Origin of the sequence: Nonomuraea wenchangensis (assembly GCF_900111685.1) — a bacterium.
Lineage (GTDB): Bacteria > Actinomycetota > Actinomycetes > Streptosporangiales > Streptosporangiaceae > Nonomuraea > Nonomuraea wenchangensis.
This window is the reverse complement of sequence record NZ_FOHX01000007.1, coordinates 365,818-386,317: the sequence shown is the minus strand read 5'-3', so window position 1 is coordinate 386,317 and position 20,500 is coordinate 365,818. Positions and strand designations below refer to the sequence as shown.

Genomic DNA, 20,500 nt, shown 5'->3' with positions numbered 1-20,500 from the left:
GTTTGGTGGAATGGCGTCATGAGCGTCGCCGAAGAGTTGCCAGGCGGATCCGACGCGGCCCTGCTGCGTCAGAGTCTCGACGAGGTCCGGCGGGTCATCGTCGGACAGGAGCACATGGTCGAGAGACTCATCGTGGCCCTGCTCGCGCGCGGTCACTGCCTCCTGGAGGGAGTGCCCGGCGTCGCCAAGACCCTCGCCGCCTCCACCCTCGCCACCGTCGTGGGCGGCACGTTCGCCCGGATCCAGTTCACCCCCGACCTCGTGCCGAGCGACATCATCGGCACCCGCGTCTTCCACCCGTCGAACGAGAAGTTCGACGTCGAGCTCGGCCCCGTGTTCGTCAACTTCCTGCTCGCCGACGAGATCAACCGCGCCCCCGCCAAGGTCCAGTCCGCCCTGCTGGAGGTCATGGCCGAACGGCAGGTCACGCTGGCCGGCGTCACCCACCCGCTGCCCAGGCCGTTCATCGTGCTCGCCACCCAGAACCCCATCGAGTCCGAGGGCGTCTACCCGCTGCCCGAGGTGCAGCGCGACCGGTTCCTCTTCCGGGTCCGCGTCCCCCACCCCAGCGCCCACGAGGAGCTGGAGATCCTGCAGCGGATGAGCGTCACCCCGCCCCTCCCCGAGCGGGTGCTCGAACCCGACCGGCTGCTCGCCCTCCAGCAGGCCGCCGAGGAGGTCTCGGTCCACCAGCTCGTCGCCGACTACGTGGTACGCCTGGTCATGTCCACCCGCGCCCCCGCCGAGTACGGCCTGGCCGACCTCGCCGACACCATCGAGATCGGCGTCAGCCCCCGCGCCACCCTCGGCCTGGTCGCCGCCGGCCGCGCCATGGCCCTGCTCCGCGGGCGCGACTACCTGCTGCCCGACGACGTGCGCGACGTCGCCGTGGACGTCATGGCCCACCGCCTCATGCTCACCTTCGACGCCCTGGCCGACGGCGTCGACCCCGAACAGGTCGTCAAGCAGATCCTGCACGCCGTCCCCCCGCCCCTCGTCGTCTGGAACCAGAGCCGTTGAGCGCCTCGACCGCCGAGCAGGCGCTGCGCAAGCTGGAGCTCACCGTCACCCGGCGGCTCGACGGGCTGCTCCACGGCGCCCACCAGGGCCTGCTGCCCGGCGCCGGCAGCGAGGCCGGCGACAGCCGCGTCTACGTCCCCGGCGAGGACGACGTACGCCGCATGGACTGGAACGTCACCGCCCGCACCACCGTCCCCCACGTCCGCGACCTCATCGCCGACCGCGAGCTGGAGACCTGGGCGCTCGCCGACCTGTCCGCCAGCATGGACTTCGGCACCGCCGGCACCGACAAACGCGACCTGGTGATCTCCGCCGTCGGCGCGATCGGGTTCCTGTCCAGCCGCCTCGGCGACCGGTTCGGCGCGCTCGTCATGCACGACGAGTTCATCCACCGCATGCCCGCCCGTACCGGCAGGCCCGCGCTCTACGGCCTCCTGCACTCCCTCATGGACGCCCCGCGCGGTGAGCCCGTGCCCGACCCGCCCGACCTGGCCGAGGGCATCGAGGTGCTGGCCGCGACGCGCCGCCGGCGCGGGATGCGGCTGATCGTCTCCGACTTCCTCGACGCCCGCCCCGAGCTCGACCCCGACGCCGAACGCCCCTGGGAGCGCCCCGTCAGGAGGCTCGCCGCCCGCCACCAGGTCCTCGCCGTCGAGGTCATCGACCCCCGCGAGCTCGAACTGCCCGACGTCGGCCGGGTCGCGTTCGCCGACCCCGAGACCGGGAAAGTACGCGAGGTGCACCTGACGCCCAAAGTCCGGCAAGCCTACGCGGAAGCCGCGGAGTTGCAGCGCGAGGGCACCCGCCGGGCACTGCGCCGGGCCGGCATCGCCCACCTCGTGCTGCGCACCGACCGCGACTGGGTCTTCGACGTCGCGCAGTTCGTCCTGCGCCAGCGGCGCATGAGCCACGTGGCTCGCAAGGCCCACGGGAAGGTGACATGACGTTCCTCGCCCCCGCCTGGCTGTGGCTGTTCGTCCTCGTGGCGCTGCTGGTGGCCGGCTACGTCGTGGCCATGTTCGCCCGCCGCCGCTACACCGTGCGCTTCACCAACCTCGCCCTGCTCGACCTGGTCGCCCCCGCCGGCCCCGGCTGGCGCCGCCACGTCGCCCCCGCGCTCTTCCTCGTCATGATGTCCCTGCTGGTCGTCGGCGCCGCCAAACCCGCCGACCAGGTCCGCGTCCCCCGCGACCGCGCCACCATCATGATCGCCCTCGACGTGTCGCTGTCCATGGACGCCGACGACGTCCAGCCCAACCGCATCGCCGCCGCCAAGGCCGCCGCCCAGAACTTCGCCCGCGAGCTGCCCGACCGCTTCAACGTCGGCGTCGTCTCCTTCGCCCGCTCGGCCAACGTCGTCATCTCCCCAACCACCGACCACCAGGCCGTCATCACCGCCATCGGCACCCTCACCACCCGCCCCGGCACCGCCATCGGCGAGGCCGTCTTCAACGCACTCGACTCGCTGCGCTCCTTCGACCAGCAGGCCGCCACCGACCCGCCACCCGCCGCCATCGTCCTGCTCTCCGACGGCGACAACACCTCGGGCCGCTCGGTCAACGAGGCCATCGAGGCCGCCCAGCAGGCCCACGTGCCGGTCTCCACCATCGCGTACGGCACCCAGGAGGGCACCGTCGACATCGACGGCCGCCCGGTGAACGTCCCCGTCAACAAGCAGACCCTGCAGTCGCTGTCCGACGGCACCTCCGGCCGCGCCTACACCGCCGAGTCCGGCGCCGAGCTGCGCGACGTCTACGAGCAGATCGGCACCTCGCTCGGCTACAAGCTGGTCAACCAGGAGATCACCCAGTGGTTCATCGTGGCCGCGATCCTGGCCGGACTGCTGGTGGCGGGCGCGGCGGTCATGTTCGGTACCCGTATCCCGTAACGTTTCACCACGTGGCCCACTACTTCTCCGAGCGGCCGGGCGCCGCCAGCCGGCCGGGCACGGTCGATCTCGTCCTGCCCGACCTGCACCTGCGGCTGGAGACCGACAGCGGGGTGTTCTCCCCCGAGCGGGTCGACGTGGGCACGCGGGTGCTGCTGGAGAGCGTCCCGCCGCCGCCCCAGGAGGGCGACCTGCTCGACCTGGGCTGCGGCTACGGCCCGATCGCGCTGACCATGGCCTCCCGCGCGCCGCGGGCCACCGTGTGGGCCGTCGACGTCAACCGCCGCAGCGTGGAGCTGACCGGCCGCAACGCTCAAGCCGCGGGCCTTGACAAAGTAAGGTCTGTGCATGTGGACGAGGTGCCGGACGACGTCCGCTTCCGGGCGATCTGGTCCAACCCCGCCATCCGCATCGGCAAGCAGGCCCTGCACGACATGCTCACCAGGTGGCTCACCCGGCTGACGCCCGACGGCGTGGCCTACCTGGTCGTCCAGAAACACCTCGGCTCGGACTCCCTGCAGCGCTGGCTCGGCGAGCAGGGCTGGCACGCCTCCCGCGAGGCCAGCCGGGCCGCCTACCGCATACTGAAGGTGACCCGATGAGAAGGCAGCTGCGCCCCACCGACGTCAAGCGGCTCAACCGCACCTGGCGCAGGAACACCGGCAACCGGCTGGGGATGATCCTGGAGTCGGTCACCGGCCCGTTCAACGTCGGCTCCATCTTCCGCAGCGCGGCCGCGTTCGGCGTCGACGAGATCTGGCTGGCCGGCAACGCCACCCCGCCCACCAACCCCAAGGCGGGCAAGACCGCGCTGGGCACCGAGCGCCTGGTCACCTGGCACGAGCCGGTGCCCGCCACCGAGGCGGTCAAGGCCGCCAGGGAGGCCGGCTACACCGTGCTGGCCATCGAGCTGACCGCCGAGGCGAGGCCGCTGCACCGGGCCGATCTCAACCGTGACGTGTGCCTCGTGGTCGGCAGCGAGGACCACGGCTGCTCCCCCGCCCTGCTCGACGCCGTCGAGGGCGCCTGCTACATCCCGCAGGTGGGGCGGGTGGGCTCGTTCAACGTGGCGGTGGCCGCCGCCATCGCGCTGGCCGAGGCCCGCCGCCAGGAGTGGCAGAATCTCGCCGATTCGTAACCTCAGCGTTCATCCCGAAAGGGCATACTTCTGGACGTGCTGAGCCGTCGATACCCCTTCCTCGACCATCCAGGCCCGCTCGCCTTCGCCCACCGAGGCGGCGCGGCGGAGGGCGCCGAGAACTCCGCGGCCGCCTTCGAGCGGGCGGTCGGGCTCGGCTACACCTATCTGGAGACCGACGCGCACGCCACGGCCGACGGCGTGCTGCTGGCCTTCCACGACCACACCCTGGACCGGGTCACCGACCAGCGGGGGCGCATCTCCGAGCTGCCCTACCGGGCGGTCCGGCGGGCCCGCATCGCCGGCGTCCACGAGATCCCCCTGATGGAGGACCTGCTCGGCACCTGGCCGGAGGCGCGCTTCAACATCGACGTCAAGGAGGCGGCCGCGATCGCCCCGCTGGCCCAGGCGGTGCGGCGCACCAACGCCTACGACCGCGTCTGCCTGACCTCCTTCTCCGACGAGCGGCTGGTGCTGGCCAAGGCGGCGATGGGCCGCGACGTGTGCTCCGCGCTCGGGCCGCGGGGCGTGGCCGCCCTGCGCGCCGCCGCCACGACCTCGGGCTACGGCCGGCTGCTGACCCGTCTGTCGCGCGCGGGCGTCCCCTGCGCCCAGGTGCCCGTGGGCTTCCGCGGGCTGCGCGTCACCACGGACCGCCTGATCCGCACCGCGCACGCCATCGGCATGCAGGTGCACGTGTGGACCGTCAACGACCCCGCCCGCATGGAGCGGCTGCTCGACCTCGGAGTGGACGGCATCATGACCGACAACGTCACCGGCCTGCGCGAGGTGCTCACGCGGCGCGACCAGTGGCACCCGGGCAGCCTGGCGGCCTAGCCGCTCCCCCGCCCCGAGCACTCAGCCATCACGACCCCCGGCCAGTGGTCCGGCCATCTAGGAGCGACCCGACATCATGCCCGTACCCGCACCCCCCGCGGCTCTGGACGAATCCCCCGCAGCGCGCCGGCGCGAGCAGCGCGGCTGGTACTTCTACGACTGGGCGAACTCCGCCTTCTACACCACGGTCATCTCGGTCTTCCTCGGCCCCTACCTGATCCCGGTGGCGCGGAGCGCGGCCTGCGCCCAGGACTTCCCCGGCGTGCCGGCCGAGCGGTGCTCGGCCGACTTCGACAACCTGATCGCGGCCAACCCCGGCCTCGGCTACGTGGACGTCCTCGGCGCCGACATCCGGCCGGCCGCCTTCTTCGGCCTGATCACGACGGTCGCGGTGTTCCTGCAGATCGTGCTGCTGCCGATCGCGGGCGCGCTGGCCGACCACACCGGCCGCAAGCGGGAGCTGCTCGGCGGGTTCGCCTACGTCGGCGCGCTGGCCGCCATGGGCCTGTTCTTCGTCGAGGGCGACCGCTACATGCTGGGCGGCGTGCTGTTCGTGCTGGCCAACCTGGCCTACGGCTGCTCGATCGTGGTCTACGACTCGTTCCTGCCGCAGATCTCCACGCCGGAGGAGCGCGACGGGGTGTCCTCGCGCGGGTGGGCCATCGGCTATCTGGGCGGCGGGCTGCTGCTGGCGCTCAACCTGGTGCTGTACCTGCAGCACGAGAGCCTGGGGCTGGCCGAGGGCGAGGCGGTGCGGATCTGCATGGCCTCCGCTGGGCTGTGGTGGGCGACGTTCACCATCGTGCCGCTGCTGCGGCTGCGCAACCGGCCGGTGCCCGCGCACGAGACGACGGCGCTGCGCTCGGTCGGCGGCAGCTTCCGCCAGCTCGGCCGCACTCTGTCGGAGCTGCGCCGCTACCCCCTGACGCTGCTGTTCCTGGTGGCCTACCTGGTCTACAACGACGGGGTGCAGACCGTGATCGGCAACAGCGCGGCCTTCGCCTCCGAGGCGCTGAAGCTGGACAAGACCGTGCAGATCACCGCGATCCTGATGGTGCAGTTCGTGGCGTTCTTCGGGGCGCTGGCGCTGGGCGGGCTGGCGCGGCGGTTCGGCACCAAGCGGACGGTGCTGGCGAGCCTGGTGCTGTGGACGGCGATCGTGGCGACGGCGGTGTTCGTCCGTGAGGGCGAGGCGCTGCAGTTCTACCTGATGGCGTTCGCGATCGCGATCGTGCTGGGCGGCACGCAGGCGCTGTCGCGCTCGCTGTTCTCGCAGGTCATCCCGAAGGGCCGGGAGGCCGAGTACTTCAGCCTGCTGCAGATCAGCGACAAGGGGTCGGCGTTCATCGGCTCGCTGACGGTCACCATCGCGCTGCAGCTCACCAACAGCTACCGCATCGCCATCGTGTCGATGGTGATCTTCTTCGTGGTCGGTTTCGTGCTGCTGGCGCTGACGAACCTGCCCAAGGCGATCCGCGCCGCGGGGAACGAGGTGCCGGCCAGGATCTGACGGGCGGGTGTCGGTGCGGCGCCCATAATCGAGAGCAGTGCTCTTGACGTATGACATCGCTCTGCGAGAGCATTGCTCTCGTCAGAGAGCGTTGCATCAACCAAGGAGCGCCGCATGCCCGTCCGTCTCACCTCCGCCGCCTTCGCCGGGTCCGGCGTGCTGTTCCTGCTCTATCCGCTGCTGCGCCCCGCCACGGACGACGCCGCCGCGATGGCCTCCGCCGGCTGGGTCGCCGGGCACGCGGCGGCCATGGGCGGCTTCATTCTGCTCGCGCTCGCCCTGCTCGGCCTGCACCAGGTGCTCGGCGACCGGCTGGCGCTGCGCGCGGCGGTGGTGACGTGGCTCGGCGCGGGACTGACGCTGCCCTACTACGGGGCCGAGGACTTCGGGCTCAACGTGATCGCCCAGCGCTCCCTGCGCGACGGGACGCCCGCGCTGATGGAACTGGCCGAGGAGTTTCGTTACGGGCCGGTCGCGGTGACCATGTTCGCCGTGGGGCTGGTGCTGCTCGGCGTGGGCACGGCGCTGGCCGCGGTCGCGGTGTGGCGCTCGGCCGCGCTGCCCAGGTGGAGCGCGGTCCCGCTGGCGGTCGGGTTCGCGCTGTTCATCCCGCAGTTCTTCGGGCCGTACTCGCTGCGGATCGCGCACGGCGCGCTCATCCTGGCCGGGGCCCTGTGGCCGGCGCTCGCGCTGGCCGTCATGGGGCGGCGCCGCACCGTCCCTGCGAGCGTGTGAAGAACCCGTGTGAAGAACCCGAGCCCTTCAGCGCGATTGGATCTCCCCGAGGGTGGGAATCCCATCACGGTACCAAGCGTTAGACACCGTGGGAGACAGACCCCCCACGCATGGGGGCCCTGTAGGAGGCATTGAGACATGGGCGAGCGCGCGCTTCGTGGCACCCGGCTCGGGGCAACCAGCTACGAGAACGACCGTAACACGGATCTGGCACCGCGCCAGGAGGTGTCCTACACCTGTCCTAAGGGCCATCGCTTCGATGTTCCGCTTGCCGCCGAGGCCGAGATCCCCTCGACGTGGGAGTGCCGCATGTGCGGCGTGACCGCGGTACGAGTGGACGGCGAGCAGCCGGAGTCGAAGAAGACGAAGCCCCCGAGGACACACTGGGACATGCTTCTGGAACGGCGATCCATCGAGGACCTTGAGGAGGTGCTCAACGAGCGGCTGGCGGTCCTGCGGGCCCAGCGCCGCAAGAGCGCCTGACATCCTCTCACGGTGAAACCCCCGGGCCCTTCCGGCCCGGGGGTTCCTTCGTGCGTTCAGGCCCTCGGCGGGCGTCCTAGCGCGCCGCGTGGCTCTTCGCCGCGTGGCTCTTCCTGGCCGCTGTGGCCCCGATCGTCGTGGTCCTCCTTGATCACCTCGCCGGTGACCACCCGGCCGCCCTGCGGCGCCTGCCCGCCCGGCGCCGGCGGGAACATGTCGGCGTACGGGGAGGCCGCGGCCAGGCGCTTGATCCGCCGCTCGAAGAACCACACCCCGAGGCGGCGCATCAGCGGCCGCGTCACCGGCAGCACGAAGGCGAGGCCGGCGAGGTCGGTGAGGAAGCCCGGCGCCACCAGCAGCGCGCCGCCCGTCAGCACGAGACCGCTGTCGGCCAGCTCACGCTCGGGCATCCGGCCCGACCGCAGCGACTCCTGCAGCGCCCGCCAGGCCCGCCGCCCCTCGCGTCGGATGATCCAGGAGCCGAGCAGGGCGCCGGCGATGAGCAGGGCCACGGTCGCCGGCCCGCCGATCGCGGACCCGACCTGGAAGAGCAGCCAGATCTCCAGCACGGGGACGATCAGGAAGCTCAGGAGGAGCAGCAGCCGCATCGTTCGTATCTCCGATTCCGCACGCGCACGCCAGGACCGCGTACGTCAGGAACAACGTCCGGCGGGCCCAGGACGTTCCTGACCGGGGGACGTCACCGGCCGCGCCGGCGCAGGCGTCCCGGCAGGCCCGTCACGCCCCACAGGCCGATCCGCCACAGCGCCTCGGACATGATCTTCCCGCTCATCTTGCTCTTGCCGGTGGTGCGCTCCACGAACGTGATCGGCACCTCCACCACCCGCAGCCCGTGGCGGGCGGTGCGCAGGGTGAGGTCCACCTGGAAGCAGTAGCCCTGCGACTCGACGCCCGACAGCCCCACCTTCTCCAGGGTGGCCGCGCGGTAGGCGCGGAAGCCGGCGGTCGCGTCGCGCACCGGTAGGCCCAGCATGACCCGGGTGTAGACGTTGGCGCCCTTGGACAGCAGCTCGCGCCGCTGCGGCCAGTTGACGACGCGGCCGCCGGGGACGTAGCGCGACCCGATCGCCAGGTCCGCCCCCTCCCCCAGCGCGGCCAGCAGCTTCGGCAGCTCCTCCGGCTGGTGCGAGCCGTCGGCGTCCATCTCCACCAGCACGTCGTAGCCCCGCTCCAGGCCCCAGCGGAAGCCGGCGATGTAGGCCGCGCCGAGGCCCTGCTTGCCGGGCCGGTGCAGGACGTGCACCTGCTCGTCGCCGTCGGCCAGCCCGTCGGCGACCTCGCCGGTGCCGTCGGGGCTGTCGTCGTCGGCCACGAGCACGTGCGCCTCCGGCACGGCCGCCCGGACGCGCTCGACGATGGAGGGCAGGTTGTCGCGCTCGTTGTAGGTCGGGACGACGACGAGCACCCTGCCGAGCGTCTCCATGTCCGGTCGTCCCTCACCCATCGGCTCGCCGCCTGCCACGCCATGCGGCGACTCCGGCCGCCGCCGCTCCCATCGTCATCAATGCCCATTCCGGCCAGGCGCCCACCTTGGTGGCGAGCGTCTCGCTGGTGCGTACGGGCACCTTCACCACGTTCATGTCCGCGACCAGCTCGCGGGTCTGCCAGGAGACCTTACCGTCAGGCGTGACGAACGCGGAGATCCCGGTCGTCGCGGCGGTCACGACGGCCCGGTTGTGCTCGACCGCGCGCAGCTGCGACATGGCGAGCTGCTGCGGCGGCAGGTTGGACAGGGCGTAGCTGGCGTTGTTGGTCTGCACGACGATCGGCGTGCCGCCGGCCCGGACCGTGCCGCGCACGGTGGCGTCGTAGGCCACCTCGTAGCAGTTGACCGCGCCGATGGTGACCGGGCCGAGCTTGAGGTCGCCGGGCCGGTCGCCGGGGACCGACTGGCGGCCCACCAGGCTCGCCCGCTCCCACAGGGCCAGCACGAGGTCCTTGAACGGGGTGTACTCGCCGAACGGCACCAGGTTCTGCTTGTCGTAGTAGGCGCCGGGGCCGGTGACCGGGTCCCAGGTGAGGCTGCGGGTGGCGCGGCTGTCGTCGCCGATGGCCACGACGGCCCCGACGAGCGTGGGCACGCCGACGTCGCTCACCGAGTCCTGGATGATCTGGCGGGCGGTCTCGTCACGGTAGGGGTCGATGTCGGTGGAGTTCTCCGGCAGGACGACGATGTCGGGCTTGGGCAGCTTGCCCTCGCGGACGGCCTGGGCCAGGCGCTTGGTCTCGCCGGCGTGGTTGCGCAGCACGACGGCGGGCTCGTCGCCCAGGACGTACATGCCGCGGCCGGGGACGTTGCCCTGCACGATGCCGACGTTGATCGAGCGGCCCTCGTCGCCGGGGCGCGGCACGGCCAGCGTCAGCAGGGGCACCGCCAGCGCCAGGAGCGCCGGAGCCGCCCGCAGCCACGGGCGGGCCGCCGGAGGCCGGACCAGGACGGCGTGGGCCAGCAGGGCCCCGCACAGGGCCACGGCGAACGACACCAGGGGCGCGCCGCCGAGCGCGGCGTACTGGGTGAACAGCGACTCGCCCTGGCTGAAGGCCACCCGCGCCCACGGGAAGCCGCCGATCGGCACCAGGCCGCGCGCCCACTCCATCGCCACCCAAAGGCCGGCGAACCACAGGGGCCAGGCGCGCAGCCGGAACACCGGAGCGGCCAGGGCGGACATGACGGCGTAGAAGACGGTCTCGGTGACGACCAGCATGACCCAGACGTCGTCGCCGATGGTCCGCACCCAGGCGAGGGCCGGGAACAGGAACACCGCCGCGGCGAGCGCGCCCACCCAGGCCGCGCGTCTCGGGCGGGCGCCGTACAGGGAGGCGGCGACGAGCGCGAGGCCGAGGGGCGCGAGCAGCCACCAGCCGAGCGGCGGGAACGCGGCGAACAGCGCCAGCCCGCCGGCCACGGCCGCCCCCGCGCGGCCCAGCACCCGACTCCGCGGCTCCCGGCTCCGCGGCTCCCCGCTCTGCGGCTCCAGGCTCCGCGGCTCGCGGTCCGGACCGTCACGGCGGCCGGAGTCCGCCGGCTCGCGGGCGAGGGGACCGGAAGCCCCGTTTCCTTCGCCGGCCTGCGCCTCGGCCGCGGACGGCTCGCCCTCGCCGGGGGTTCTGGCGCCCTCCGGCTCGGGGACCGGCGACGAGGAGGCGAGGCCGGGGCCCGTCGAGGGCGGCGGGCTCGTGCGTTCCTGAACCACTCCGGGTCTCCTCAGCCACCGTCGAACACCTGATTGCTCGCGAAAACGCTACCGCCCCGTGGCCGCGCTCATGCCAGCGCGCGCCCGCGCGAGGGGGATTTCAGGATGCGGAACGGGTGGCGGCAGGGTGATCCCGCGGCCGACGGGACCACCCGGCGCACTCGCAGGTCCGGCGCACGGGAGCGGGAAGAGGGCCCGGGAAACCCTTCGGACCGGACCCGTCTCGTCGGCGGCGAGCGCGGAATTCCGTTGTCTACTGGGCTCCCGGACCCGTCCCGGGTCCAACCCCCCGCCCGGTTGGGGTGCCCCGACTCGACGGACCGACGGCCCTGCACCTGGCTGTGTGGACGAAGTCACGCTCCGTCACGGACGCAGGATCCGGCGATGTCAGAGACGGCCAACCGGCCAAGTCCCGTGCTGGACTGCGCAGCAAACTACCGACTCCACCTCAGATGTCAACCGTGTCCCGATCAGCGGGAACATCAAGTTTCCGCAGGTGGGACATGCGGGGACGGCCACCGCAAAGCCGATCAAAGCCCGACGGAGGGTGCTCCCGGCCTGCTCGGCAGCCCGCGCAGGGGCGCGGGAAGCGGGCGTTCGTGGACGACGCCGAGCCGTTGCGTCGCTCGCGTGAGAGCAACATACAGGTCGCTGAGCCCGCGTGGCGACTGGGCGGCGATGAGCTCGGGCTCGGCCACCACGACGGAGTCGAACTCCAGGCCCTTGGCGTCCGCCACCCCCATGACCGCGACGGGGGCGTCCAGCGCCTCCGCTCCCCCGGCCCGGCCGGCTCCCGGCGTGACGACGACCGCGCCGGGCACGACCTCGGCGACCCGCGACCCGAGCCGGTCGAGCAGCGCGTCCGGCGCCACGACCGCGACCTTGCCGCCCTCCCCGACCTCGGCCTTGACCAGCTCGGGCAGCGCCGCCAGCGGGGCGGCCCACGGCTCGGCGCCGCTCTCGCGCACCGACATGGGTGCCTCCAGCGCGGGGTCGATCGCGGCGAGCACGCCGGCGGCGACCGCCATCAGCTCGACCGGCGTGCGGTAGTTGACGGTGAGCCGCTCCTGCCGCCAGCGCCCGGCCACGTACGGGTCGAGCACCTCGGCCCACGACCGCGCCCCGGCCGCCGAGCCGGTCTGCGCGATGTCGCCGACGATCGTCATCGACCGGGTGGGGCAGCGGCGCATGAGGGCCCGCCAGGCCATCGGCGACAGCTCCTGCGCCTCGTCCACGATGACGTGGCCGTAGGCCCAGGTGCGGTCGGCGGCGGCGCGTTCGGCGGTGGTGAGGTAGGGGCCGTCGCCGCGCTGGCGCTCGGCCAGCCGCTCGGCTTCCATGACGTCGGACAGGCCAGTCAGCTCCAGCACCTCGCGGGCGTAGGCGAGCTCCGCCTCGCGCTCGTGCTCCTCGGCCCGGCGGGCGGCGGCCAGCTCCTCCTCGGCCTGCATCGCGGTGGCGCGCAGCACCTGCTCGTCGATGTCGCCGAGCAGCTCGGCGGCCTCGTCGAGGAGCGGCACGTCCGACTCGGTCCACTCGCCGGCCCGTGGGCCCTCGCGGCGCAGCAGCGCCCGCTCGTCGGGCGTGAGGTGCGCGGCGGCGTGGCCGAGGCGCTCGGGCGAGCCGTAGAGGCCGAGCAGCAGCCGCTGGGGCGTCAGGTACGGCCACAGCCGGTTGAGCGCCGACTTGACGGCGGGCTCGGTGCGCAGCTCCTCGCGCAGGTCGGCCAGCTCGTCCTCGTCGATGAGCCCCTTGCCGATCTTGCGGGCCTGCTGGCGGGCGAGCGCGTTCAGCAGCGAGCGGACGAACACCGCCCGCGCCTGGTTGTGCGGCCGGCGCGAGCGGGCGGCCTTGTTCCTGGCGGCGTCCAGCATGGACCGGTCGACGGTGAGCGTGATCCGGCCGATGGTGATCTCGATCGGCTTGCGCGGCACCTTCTGCCGGTCGCGCACGGCCCGCGCGATGACCTCGACCATGCGCGGGTCGCCCTTGAGCGCGGCCACCTCGGGCCGTTCCCTGGCGGTGGCGGTCACGCCGGGGTAGAGCTCGCCGACGGTGGACAGCAGCACGTCGGTCTCGCCGAGCGAGGGCAGCACCTGCTCGATGTAGCGCAGGAACGTCAGGTTGGGGCCGAGGATGAGCACGCCGCGGCGCTCCAGCCGCTGGCGGTGGGTGTAGAGCAGGTAGGCGGCCCGGTGCAGGGCCACGACGGTCTTGCCGGTGCCGGGGCCGCCCTGGACGACGAGGACGCCGTTGAGGTCGCCGCGGATGACCCGGTCCTGCTCGGCCTGGATGGTCGCGACGATGTCGCGCATGCGGCCGGTGCGGCGCTCGTCGAGCGCGGCCAGCAGCGCGGCCTCGCCGTTGAGCGTGGCGCGGTCGTCGTCGCTGAGCGCGGCGAGGTCGAGCAGGTCGTCGTCGACGCCGATCACCGCGCGGCCCTTGGTCTGCAGGTGGCGGCGCCGGGTGACGCCCATGGGGGCGGCCGGGGTGGCGCGGTAGAAGGGCTGCGCCACCGGGGCGCGCCAGTCGATGAGCAGGCGCCGCTGGTCGTCGTCGGTGAGGCCGAGCTTGCCGATGTAGAGCCGGCCCTCCTCCTGGTGGTCCAGCCGGCCGAAGACGAGGCCGCGCTCGACCGCCCACAGCCGGGCCAGCCTGGTGGCGTACATCTCGGCGAACGTGTCGCGCTCCGACCTGTTCTGCATCGTGCCGACGGCTCCCGAGGCCAGCACCTCCTTGAGCTGCCGCTGGGTGCGCTCGCGCAGGGCGTCTAGCCGGTCGTAGAGCGCGGTGACGTACTCCTGCTCCTTGGCGAGCTCCGTTTGACGCGTTGCCGCCTGACCATTAATGTGGTTAATGGGACACTCCGGGCCATTCTGCATGTTGTTACGACAAACGATGACATTAGCATGCCGGTCGCGGCACTCCGCTCGGTTTTCCTTCCCTCTCCTCTCTCCGTTACGGCTTCGTATCGCCTCTTGACCGTTCGCGCCAGGGATCCTTATGTTCCTCGTGAGTTAGGAAAGTTTCCTAACTTCGAGTGAAGGAGACGCCGTGGACGGCCCGGTGCCGGGGACCCCCAGTCTGCTACGCGCCATCAACGACCGGGCGGCCCTGCGGGCACTTCTCGACCGAGGCCCGCTCACCCGCCCCGAGATCGGCGCGCTCACCGGCCTGTCCAAGCCCACGGCCTCGCAGCTCCTCGCCCGGCTCCAGGAGGCCGGGCTGGTGGTCCTGGACGGCGTGCGCGAGGGCCTGCCGGGGCGGACGGCGGAGGTCTACCGGATCAACCCGGCGGCGGCGTACGCGGGCGCGCTCGACGTCACCCCCGACCGCATCGAGGCGCGGATCGCCGACCTCACCGGCGCCGTCGTCGGCGAGCACACGCTGCCCACGACCCGCCGCCGCCCGGCCGGCGAGCTGGTGGAGCGGCTCGGCGCGGCGCTGGCGGGCGCGAACCCGCCGGACAAGCTGCGCCGCGTCGTCATCGGCGTGCAGGCCGCGATCGACCCGGCGACCGGCCGGCTGGGGTACGCCGCAGCCAAGGACGTCCCCGGCTGGCAGATCCCCGACCTGGTGCCCACCCTGTCCGCCGGCCTCGGCGTGCCGGTGGACGTCGAGAACAACGTCAACCTCGTCGCGCTCGCCGAGCAGGCGCACGGCGCGGCCCGCGACAGCCGGGACTTCGTGCTGCTGTGGGCCGACGAGGGCATCGGCTCGGCCGTCGTGCTCGGCGGGCGCATGCACCGGGGCGCGACCGGCGGCGCGGGCGAGGTGGGCTACATGCCCACGCCGGGCGCGCCGACCGCCCGCGAGGCCGGCCGCTACGCCAACCACGGCTACCAGGCGCTCACCGGCGGGCCCGCGGTGCTGAAGCTGCTGCGCTCGTACGGCGTGCGCGGCGCCGACTTCCGCCAGGCCGTCGCGAACGCCGTGCGTCTCGCGGCCGGCACCGGGCAGCGGGCCGACGACGCGCGGGCCGGGCTGCGCGACATCGCCGCCAGGCTGGCGGTCGGCCTGGCCGCCATCACCTCCGTCATCGATCCCGGGCTCATCGTGCTGACCGGCGGCGTCGTGCTGCCGGGCGGCGAGACGCTGCGCGAGCTCGTCGAGCACGAGCTGCACGCCCTGACCATCCCCCGGCCCCGCGTGCGGCTGTCGAGCGTCGAGGGCAACCCCGTGCTCGCCGGCGCGCTCGACCTGGCCCTCGACACCGTGCGTGAGGAGGTGTTCGGCTCCACCGTCCGCTCGTGACCCCCGTCACCCCCCCACCGCAGGAGGCACCCCCCGTGCGCTTCGTCCCTCTGGCGGCCGCCGCGGCACTGCTGTGCTCGGCCGCGCTGACCGCCTGCACCGCAGGTAAGGAGGCCGGGCCCTCGCTCGGCGCTCCCCGGCCCTCAGGATCCGCCTCGCAGGCCCTGCCCGCCGCCACCATCGAGCTCTGGCACGGCTTCTCCACCGACGCCGAGGTGAAGGCGTTCGAGGAGGCCATCGCGACGTTCAACCAGAAGTATCCGCAGATCACCGTCAAGGCCACCAAGGGCGTCCAGGACGACCAGATCACCCAGGCGATCCGCGGCGGCAACGCCCCCGACGTGGCCGCCTCGTTCACGACGGACAACGTCGCCCAGTGGTGCAGGTCGGGAGCGTTCCAGGACCTGACGCCGGTGATCGCGCAGGACGGGATCGACCTGTCGGTGCTGCCGGCCGCGGCCCGCTCCTACACCGCCTTCGAGGGCCGCCAGTGCACGCTGCCGCTGCTGGCCGACGCCTACGGCCTCTACTACAACAAGGCGCTGATGAAGGGCCACGAGCCGCCGCGGACGCTGACCGAGCTGGCGGAGCTGGCCAAGAAGCTGACCGTCCGCGACGCCGACGGCACCATCAAGGTCGCCGGGTTCATCCCGAGCGTCCAGTACTACGAGAACAGCCCGAGCCACCTCGGCCCGATGGTGGGCGCGAAGTGGTACAACGCCGACGGCACCTCGGCGATCGGCTCCGACCCGGCCTGGCGCGAGCTGCTGACCTGGCAGAAGGAGCTGGTCGACTGGTACGGCCACGACAAGCTGGAGAAGTTCAGGAAGAGCCTGGGCGACGAGTGGAGCGCCGAGCACCCGTTCCACAAGGGCAAGGTCGCGATGGTCCTGGACGGCGAGTGGCGCAACGCGATGATCGCCCTCGACGCCAAGGGCCTGGACTACGGCACCGCTCCCCTGCCGGTCGCCGACGACCGGCCCGAGCTCTACGGCAGCGGCTTCACCGCCGGGACCGTGATCGGCGTGCCGAAGGGCGCGAAGCATCCGCAGCAGGCGTGGGAGCTGGTGAAGTACCTGACGACCGACACCGGCTCGCTGGTGACGCTGTCGAACGCGCTGCGCAACGTCCCCACGACCAAGGCCGCCATGGACTCGCCCGACCTGGTCAAGGACGCCAACTTCCAGACCTTCCTCGACATCTTCGCCCATCCGAGGACCGCGACCCTGCCTGCCAGCGTGAACAGCGTCTTCAACCAGGAGGCGTTCGCCGCGTTCGTCGCCAAGTGGGAGCGGGGCTCGGTGAAGGACCTGGAGGCCGGGCTGAAGGACGTGGACCGGCAGATCAACGACAAGCTGAAGCTGTCCGGAGGCTGATCGTGACCTCCCCGCCCGCCGCGCCGCGTCCCCGGTGGTGGCACGGCGAGGGCGCGCGTGCCCTCCTGTGGCTGTCGCCGTGGATCGCCGGGGTGTCGGTCTTCTTCGTCTACCCGCTGCTGTCCACGGTGTACTTCTCCTTCCACCGCTACGACATGTACACCCTCGAGTTCGCCGGGCTCGACAACTACCGTTATCTGCTGCGCGATCCCCGGGTGGGCGTCTCGGCGCGCAACACGCTGTGGCTGGTGGCCGTGATGGTGCCGGCGACGGTGCTGTTCTCGCTGGCGCTCGCCCAGCTCGTGGTCCGGCTCAAGGCCGGGGCGGGGCTGCTGCGCACGGTGTTCTACCTGCCGTCGCTGGTGCCGATGACGGCGGGCACGATCACGTTCGTCTTCCTGCTCAACCCCGGCACCGGCCCGGTCGACCACCTGCTGTCGCTGGCAGGGGTGCGGGGTCCTGACTGGTTCGGCGACCCTGACTGGTCGAAGCCGAGCCTGACGCTGCTGTCGCTGTGGGGCTGCGGCCAGCTCATGGTGATCTTCCTGGCGGCGCTGCTGGACGTGCCCAGACACCTGTACGAGGCCGCGGCCATCGACGGCGCGGGAGCCTGGCGGCAGTTCCGCAGCGTGACGCTGCCGACGATCGCGCCGGTGCTGATGTTCGCCCTGGTCACGAACGTCATCTACGCCCTGCAGTACTTCTCCCAGGCGATGGTCGCCTCCCGGGTCGCCTCGGGCTCGACCGACTCGCCAGGCAGCTCGTTCTCGCCCGGCTATCCGGAGGAGTCTCTGCTCACGCTGCCGCAGTGGCTGTTCCAGGTGGGCTTCCGCGACTATTCGATGGGGTACGCCTGCGTGCTGGCGCTGCTGCTGTTCGCCGTCTCGATGATCTTCACGCTGGTGCTGCTGCGGCAGTTCCGCCGGGCCGAGGAGGCGTCGTGAGCGCCCGGAGGCGGCGGGTGCTGCTGTGGGTCGCCACGCACGCCTTCGCGGTCGCGCTGGCGCTGATGTTCCTCGCGCCGGTGGCGTTCATGGCGCTGACCGCGCTGATGACCGACGAGCAGGCGCTGACCAGCGACCTGTGGCCGCGGAGCTGGAACTGGGCGAACTTCGCCGAGGTCTTCGACCGGTCGCTGCTGCTGCGGTGGGCGGGCAACACGCTGCTGTACGCGGCGCTCGGCACGCTGTTCACGGTGGTGTCGTCGGTGCCGGTGGCCTACGCGCTGGCAAGGTTCCGCTTCCGTGGGCGGCGGACGGCGTTCCTCGTGGTGATCGCCGCGATGATGCTGCCGCCGCAGGTCGTCGCGGTGCCGATCTACCTCGTGTGGGCGCGGCTGGGGCTGACCGACAGCCTGTGGCCGCTGATCCTGCCGATGCTGCTCGGCGACGCGTTCTCCATCTTCCTGCTGCGCCAGTTCCTGGTCACGATCCCGCGCGACTACACCGACGCGGCGAAGGTGGACGGCTGCTCGGACCTGCGCACGCTGGTGCGGGTGGTGCTGCCGATGGCGCGCCCGGCGGTCGCGGCGGTCGCGCTGTTCCAGTTCTTCTACTGCTGGAACGACTACTACGGGCCGCTGCTCTACGCCGGCGTGCAGCAGGACCACCTGACGCTGTCGCTCGGCCTCGCGACCTTCAAGGCGTTCCACAGCGTGCAGTGGAACCTCACCATGGCGGCCACCCTGCTGGTGACCGCGCCGGTGATCGTGCTGTTCTTCCTCGCCCAGCGGGTGTTCATCGAGGGCGTGACCTTGACGGGGGTGAAGGGATGAAGGTGGCCGTGGTCGGGGGCGGCTCGACGTACACACCGGAGCTGGTGGACGGGTTCGCCCGGCTGCGCGAGGAGCTGCCGGTGTCGGAGCTCGCGCTGATCGATCCGGACCCGCGCCGGCTGGAGCTGGTGGCGGGGACGGCGCGGCGGATGCTCGCGCACGCCGGGCATCCCGCGCGGGTGCTGGCCACCTCCTCGGCCGCCGAGGGCGTGGCGGGGGCCGCGGTGGTGCTGTTCCAGCTCAGGGTGGGCGGGCAGGCGGCCCGCGAGCTGGACGAGACGGTGCCGGGGCGGTGCGGCTGCGTCGGGCAGGAGACGACGGGCGCGGGCGGGCTGGCCAAGGCGCTGCGCACGGTCCCGGTGGTGCTGTCGATCGCCGAGACAGTACGGAAGCACGCGCCGGACGCCTGGATCGTGGACTTCACGAACCCGGTCGGCATCGTCACCCGGGCGCTGCTGGACGCCGGGCACCGGGCGATCGGGCTGTGCAACGTCGCGATCGGGTTCCAGCGCCGCTTCGCCGCGTGGCTGGGTGCCGATCCTTCGCGGGTGTCGCTCGGGCACGTCGGGCTCAACCACCTGTCGTGGGAGCGCGCGGTGTTCCTGGACGGGGCCGACGTGCTGCCCGCGCTGCTGGAGCGGCACGGCGCGGAGCTCGCCGCCATGGTGGGGCTGCGGCCGGAGCTGCTGGCCCGGCTCGGCGCGGTGCCGTCCTACTACCTGCGTTACTTCTACGCCCACGACGAGGTGGTGCGCGAGCAGCGGACCGCGCCGTCGCGGGCGTCGGAGGTGGCGGCGCTGGAGGAGCGGCTGCTGGAGCTGTACGCCGACCCGTCCGTGGTGACCAAGCCCGAGCTGCTGGCCTGGCGGGGCGGGGCGTTCTACTCGGAGGCGGCGGTGGCGCTCATCGCGTCCCTGCTCGGCGACCGGCGGGACGTGCAGGTGGTGAACGTGCGCAACGGCGGCACGCTGCCGTTCCTGCCGGAGGAGGCGGTCGTCGAGGTGCCCGCGGTCATCGGGGCGTCGGGCGCCCGGCCGCTGCCGGTGCCGCCGGTAGAGCCCCTGTACGCGGGGCTGATCGGGCACGTCTCGGCGTACGAGACGCTGGCGCTGGAGGCGGCCAGGCACGGCGGCGCGGACCGGGTGCGGGACGCGCTGCTCGCCCACCCGCTGGTCGGGCAGGACGAGCTCGCGGAGGAGCTGACGGCGCTGCTGCTGGAGGCGGGCCGCGCGCACCTGCCGTGGGCGCGCGGGCCGGTGGGCGCGTGAGCGGGCGGCTGGTCCTGGCCGTCGACGGCGGCAACAGCAAGACGGACGTCGCCGTCGTGTCGGAGGACGGCCGGGTGCTGGCCGAGGCGCGGGCGGGGGCGTTCGCGCCGCAGCGGGACGGCGTCGCCGCCGCCGTGGACGTCGTCTCGGCGGCCGTCGCCGCCCTCGCCGGGGGCGGTGGGCGGTTCGACCAGGTGTCGGCCTGCCTGGCCGGGGCGGACCTGCCCGAGGAGGAGGAGGCGCTGGCGCGCGAGTTCGCCGCACGGGGGCTGGGCGCGGACGTGATGGTGCGGAACGACACGTTCGCGCTGCTGCGGGCGGGGGCGTCCGCGCCGTGGGGCGTGGCCGTGGTGTGCGGGGCGGGCATCAACGCCGTCGGCGTCTCGCCCGGCGGCGCGGTGGCCCGGTTCCCGGCGCTCGGCCGGATCAGCGGGGACTGGGGCGGCGGGCTCGACCTCGGCGAGGAGGTCCTGTGGCACGCCGTACGCGCCGAGGACGGCCGCGGCGTCCCGACCGTGCTCGCCGGGCTGGTCACCGCGCACTTCGGCACGGCGAGCGTGACGGAAGTGGTGCTCGCGCTGCACACCGGCCGGCTGGACGACGGGCGGCTGCACGAGCTGGCGCCCGGCGTGTTCGCCGCCGCGGCGACCGGGGACGCGGTGGCCGCGGCGCTGGTGCGACGGCAGGCCGAGGAGGTGGCGCTGATGGCCGAGGTGTGCCTGCGCCGGCTCGGCCTGCTGGGGACGCCGGCCGAGGTGGTGCTCGGCGGCGGCCTGCTGACGGCGCGCGACCCGCTGCTGACGTCCCTGCTGGAGGGCGAGTTCGCGCTGCGGATGCCGCTCGCGGTCCCGGTGGTGGCGGAGGAGCCTCCGGTGCTGGGCGCGGCGCTGCTCGGCCTGGACCGGCTGGGCGCCCCTGAGGCGGCCGGTGACCGCCTCAGGAGCCACTACCGGCACTCGGCCCTCCCTGACCCCCCTGGCGCCGCCAAGGCGGTCTTCTGAG

The 20,500-nt window shown here is 72.8% G+C and carries 19 protein-coding genes; 15 read left to right on the top strand and 4 right to left on the bottom strand.

What is annotated here, in order from left to right:
* Positions 1-18: 18 nt before the first annotated feature.
* From BMW85_RS23410 to BMW85_RS23370, 9 genes are all read left to right on the top strand, one after another.
* Positions 19-1,020, top strand: a complete 1,002-nt coding sequence (locus tag BMW85_RS23410) for an AAA family ATPase (RefSeq protein ID WP_091084987.1) — start codon at positions 19-21, stop codon at positions 1,018-1,020.
* Complete coding sequence (locus BMW85_RS23405) at positions 1,017-1,964, top strand: DUF58 domain-containing protein (RefSeq protein WP_091084985.1); 948 nt, start codon at positions 1,017-1,019, stop codon at positions 1,962-1,964. The genes BMW85_RS23410 and BMW85_RS23405 overlap by 4 nt, the downstream gene beginning before the upstream one ends.
* Positions 1,961-2,908, top strand: coding sequence for a VWA domain-containing protein (locus tag BMW85_RS23400; protein WP_091084982.1), 948 nt, complete (start codon positions 1,961-1,963; stop codon positions 2,906-2,908). The genes BMW85_RS23405 and BMW85_RS23400 overlap by 4 nt, the downstream gene beginning before the upstream one ends.
* An 11-nt stretch (positions 2,909-2,919) precedes the next feature.
* The gene (locus tag BMW85_RS23395) at positions 2,920-3,510 is read left to right on the top strand and encodes a class I SAM-dependent methyltransferase (protein WP_091084979.1); all 591 of its coding nucleotides are present in this window, start codon (positions 2,920-2,922) and stop codon (positions 3,508-3,510) included.
* Positions 3,507-4,046 carry a TrmH family RNA methyltransferase gene (locus BMW85_RS23390; RefSeq protein ID WP_091084978.1) on the top strand — a complete coding sequence of 180 codons (540 nt, stop codon included), beginning with the start codon at positions 3,507-3,509 and terminating at the stop codon, positions 4,044-4,046. Before BMW85_RS23395 ends, BMW85_RS23390 begins: the two co-directional genes overlap by 4 nt.
* A gap of 39 nt (positions 4,047-4,085) precedes the next feature.
* Positions 4,086-4,883 (top strand): glycerophosphodiester phosphodiesterase family protein, encoded by a 798-nt coding sequence (locus BMW85_RS23385; RefSeq protein WP_177240854.1) that lies wholly within the window; start codon positions 4,086-4,088, stop codon positions 4,881-4,883.
* 76 nt (positions 4,884-4,959) lie between these two features.
* Entirely contained in the window at positions 4,960-6,393 is a 1,434-nt protein-coding gene (locus BMW85_RS23380) for an MFS transporter (protein WP_091084972.1), read from the top strand.
* A gap of 114 nt (positions 6,394-6,507) precedes the next feature.
* Positions 6,508-7,128 carry a hypothetical protein gene (locus tag BMW85_RS23375; protein WP_091084970.1) on the top strand — a complete coding sequence of 207 codons (621 nt, stop codon included), beginning with the start codon at positions 6,508-6,510 and terminating at the stop codon, positions 7,126-7,128.
* 138 nt (positions 7,129-7,266) lie between these two features.
* Positions 7,267-7,611: an RNA polymerase-binding protein RbpA gene (locus tag BMW85_RS23370; RefSeq protein WP_091084968.1), complete on the top strand. Its 345-nt coding sequence runs from the start codon at positions 7,267-7,269 to the stop codon at positions 7,609-7,611.
* A gap of 56 nt (positions 7,612-7,667) precedes the next feature.
* On the opposite strand, the gene BMW85_RS23365 is transcribed toward BMW85_RS23370, so the two are convergent.
* From BMW85_RS23365 to BMW85_RS23350, 4 genes are all read right to left on the bottom strand, one after another.
* The gene (locus tag BMW85_RS23365; RefSeq protein ID WP_091084965.1) at positions 7,668-8,219 is read right to left on the bottom strand and encodes an FxsA family protein; all 552 of its coding nucleotides are present in this window, start codon (positions 8,217-8,219) and stop codon (positions 7,668-7,670) included.
* Positions 8,220-8,311: 92 nt separating this feature from the next.
* The gene (locus BMW85_RS23360; RefSeq protein ID WP_393181807.1) at positions 8,312-9,076 is read right to left on the bottom strand and encodes a polyprenol monophosphomannose synthase; all 765 of its coding nucleotides are present in this window, start codon (positions 9,074-9,076) and stop codon (positions 8,312-8,314) included.
* Positions 9,069-10,826 carry an apolipoprotein N-acyltransferase gene (gene lnt / locus BMW85_RS23355; protein WP_245775016.1) on the bottom strand — a complete coding sequence of 586 codons (1,758 nt, stop codon included), beginning with the start codon at positions 10,824-10,826 and terminating at the stop codon, positions 9,069-9,071. The genes BMW85_RS23360 and lnt overlap by 8 nt, the downstream gene beginning before the upstream one ends.
* Positions 10,827-11,356: 530 nt before the next feature.
* Positions 11,357-13,708 (bottom strand): HelD family protein, encoded by a 2,352-nt coding sequence (locus BMW85_RS23350; protein WP_245775015.1) that lies wholly within the window; start codon positions 13,706-13,708, stop codon positions 11,357-11,359.
* A 172-nt stretch (positions 13,709-13,880) separates the two neighbouring features.
* On the opposite strand from BMW85_RS23350, the gene BMW85_RS23345 reads away from it, so the two are divergent.
* From BMW85_RS23345 to BMW85_RS23320, 6 genes are read left to right on the top strand one after another with little or no spacing between them, the layout of a single operon-like run.
* A complete protein-coding gene (locus BMW85_RS23345; RefSeq protein ID WP_091084957.1) occupies positions 13,881-15,080 on the top strand; it encodes an ROK family transcriptional regulator in 1,200 nt (399 codons plus the stop codon).
* Positions 15,081-15,115: 35 nt separating this feature from the next.
* On the top strand, positions 15,116-16,456 hold the full coding sequence (locus BMW85_RS23340; RefSeq protein ID WP_091084954.1) for an ABC transporter substrate-binding protein: 1,341 nt from the start codon (positions 15,116-15,118) through the stop codon (positions 16,454-16,456).
* Positions 16,457-16,458: 2 nt separating this feature from the next.
* Positions 16,459-17,400 (top strand): carbohydrate ABC transporter permease, encoded by a 942-nt coding sequence (locus BMW85_RS23335; protein WP_245775014.1) that lies wholly within the window; start codon positions 16,459-16,461, stop codon positions 17,398-17,400.
* Entirely contained in the window at positions 17,397-18,230 is an 834-nt protein-coding gene (locus tag BMW85_RS23330; protein WP_091084953.1) for a carbohydrate ABC transporter permease, read from the top strand. The genes BMW85_RS23335 and BMW85_RS23330 overlap by 4 nt, the downstream gene beginning before the upstream one ends.
* Positions 18,227-19,498, top strand: coding sequence for a family 4 glycosyl hydrolase (locus tag BMW85_RS23325; RefSeq protein ID WP_091084950.1), 1,272 nt, complete (start codon positions 18,227-18,229; stop codon positions 19,496-19,498). Before BMW85_RS23330 ends, BMW85_RS23325 begins: the two co-directional genes overlap by 4 nt.
* Entirely contained in the window at positions 19,495-20,499 is a 1,005-nt protein-coding gene (locus BMW85_RS23320) for an N-acetylglucosamine kinase (protein WP_245775013.1), read from the top strand. The genes BMW85_RS23325 and BMW85_RS23320 overlap by 4 nt, the downstream gene beginning before the upstream one ends.
* The last annotated feature ends 1 nt before the right edge of the window (position 20,500 follow it).

Coding starts and splice junctions, on each gene's coding strand:
- BMW85_RS23370 (WP_091084968.1), top strand. CDS start 7,267: ATGGGCGAGCGCGCGCTTCGTGGCACCCGGCTCGGGGCAACCAGCTAC.
- BMW85_RS23325 (WP_091084950.1), top strand. CDS start 18,227: ATGAAGGTGGCCGTGGTCGGGGGCGGCTCGACGTACACACCGGAGCTG.
- BMW85_RS23350 (WP_245775015.1), bottom strand. CDS start 13,708: ATGCAGAATGGCCCGGAGTGTCCCATTAACCACATTAATGGTCAGGCG.
- BMW85_RS23375 (WP_091084970.1), top strand. CDS start 6,508: ATGCCCGTCCGTCTCACCTCCGCCGCCTTCGCCGGGTCCGGCGTGCTG.
- BMW85_RS23390 (WP_091084978.1), top strand. CDS start 3,507: ATGAGAAGGCAGCTGCGCCCCACCGACGTCAAGCGGCTCAACCGCACC.
- BMW85_RS23410 (WP_091084987.1), top strand. CDS start 19: ATGAGCGTCGCCGAAGAGTTGCCAGGCGGATCCGACGCGGCCCTGCTG.
- BMW85_RS23360 (WP_393181807.1), bottom strand. CDS start 9,076: ATGGGTGAGGGACGACCGGACATGGAGACGCTCGGCAGGGTGCTCGTC.
- BMW85_RS23365 (WP_091084965.1), bottom strand. CDS start 8,219: ATGCGGCTGCTGCTCCTCCTGAGCTTCCTGATCGTCCCCGTGCTGGAG.
- BMW85_RS23380 (WP_091084972.1), top strand. CDS start 4,960: ATGCCCGTACCCGCACCCCCCGCGGCTCTGGACGAATCCCCCGCAGCG.
- BMW85_RS23400 (WP_091084982.1), top strand. CDS start 1,961: ATGACGTTCCTCGCCCCCGCCTGGCTGTGGCTGTTCGTCCTCGTGGCG.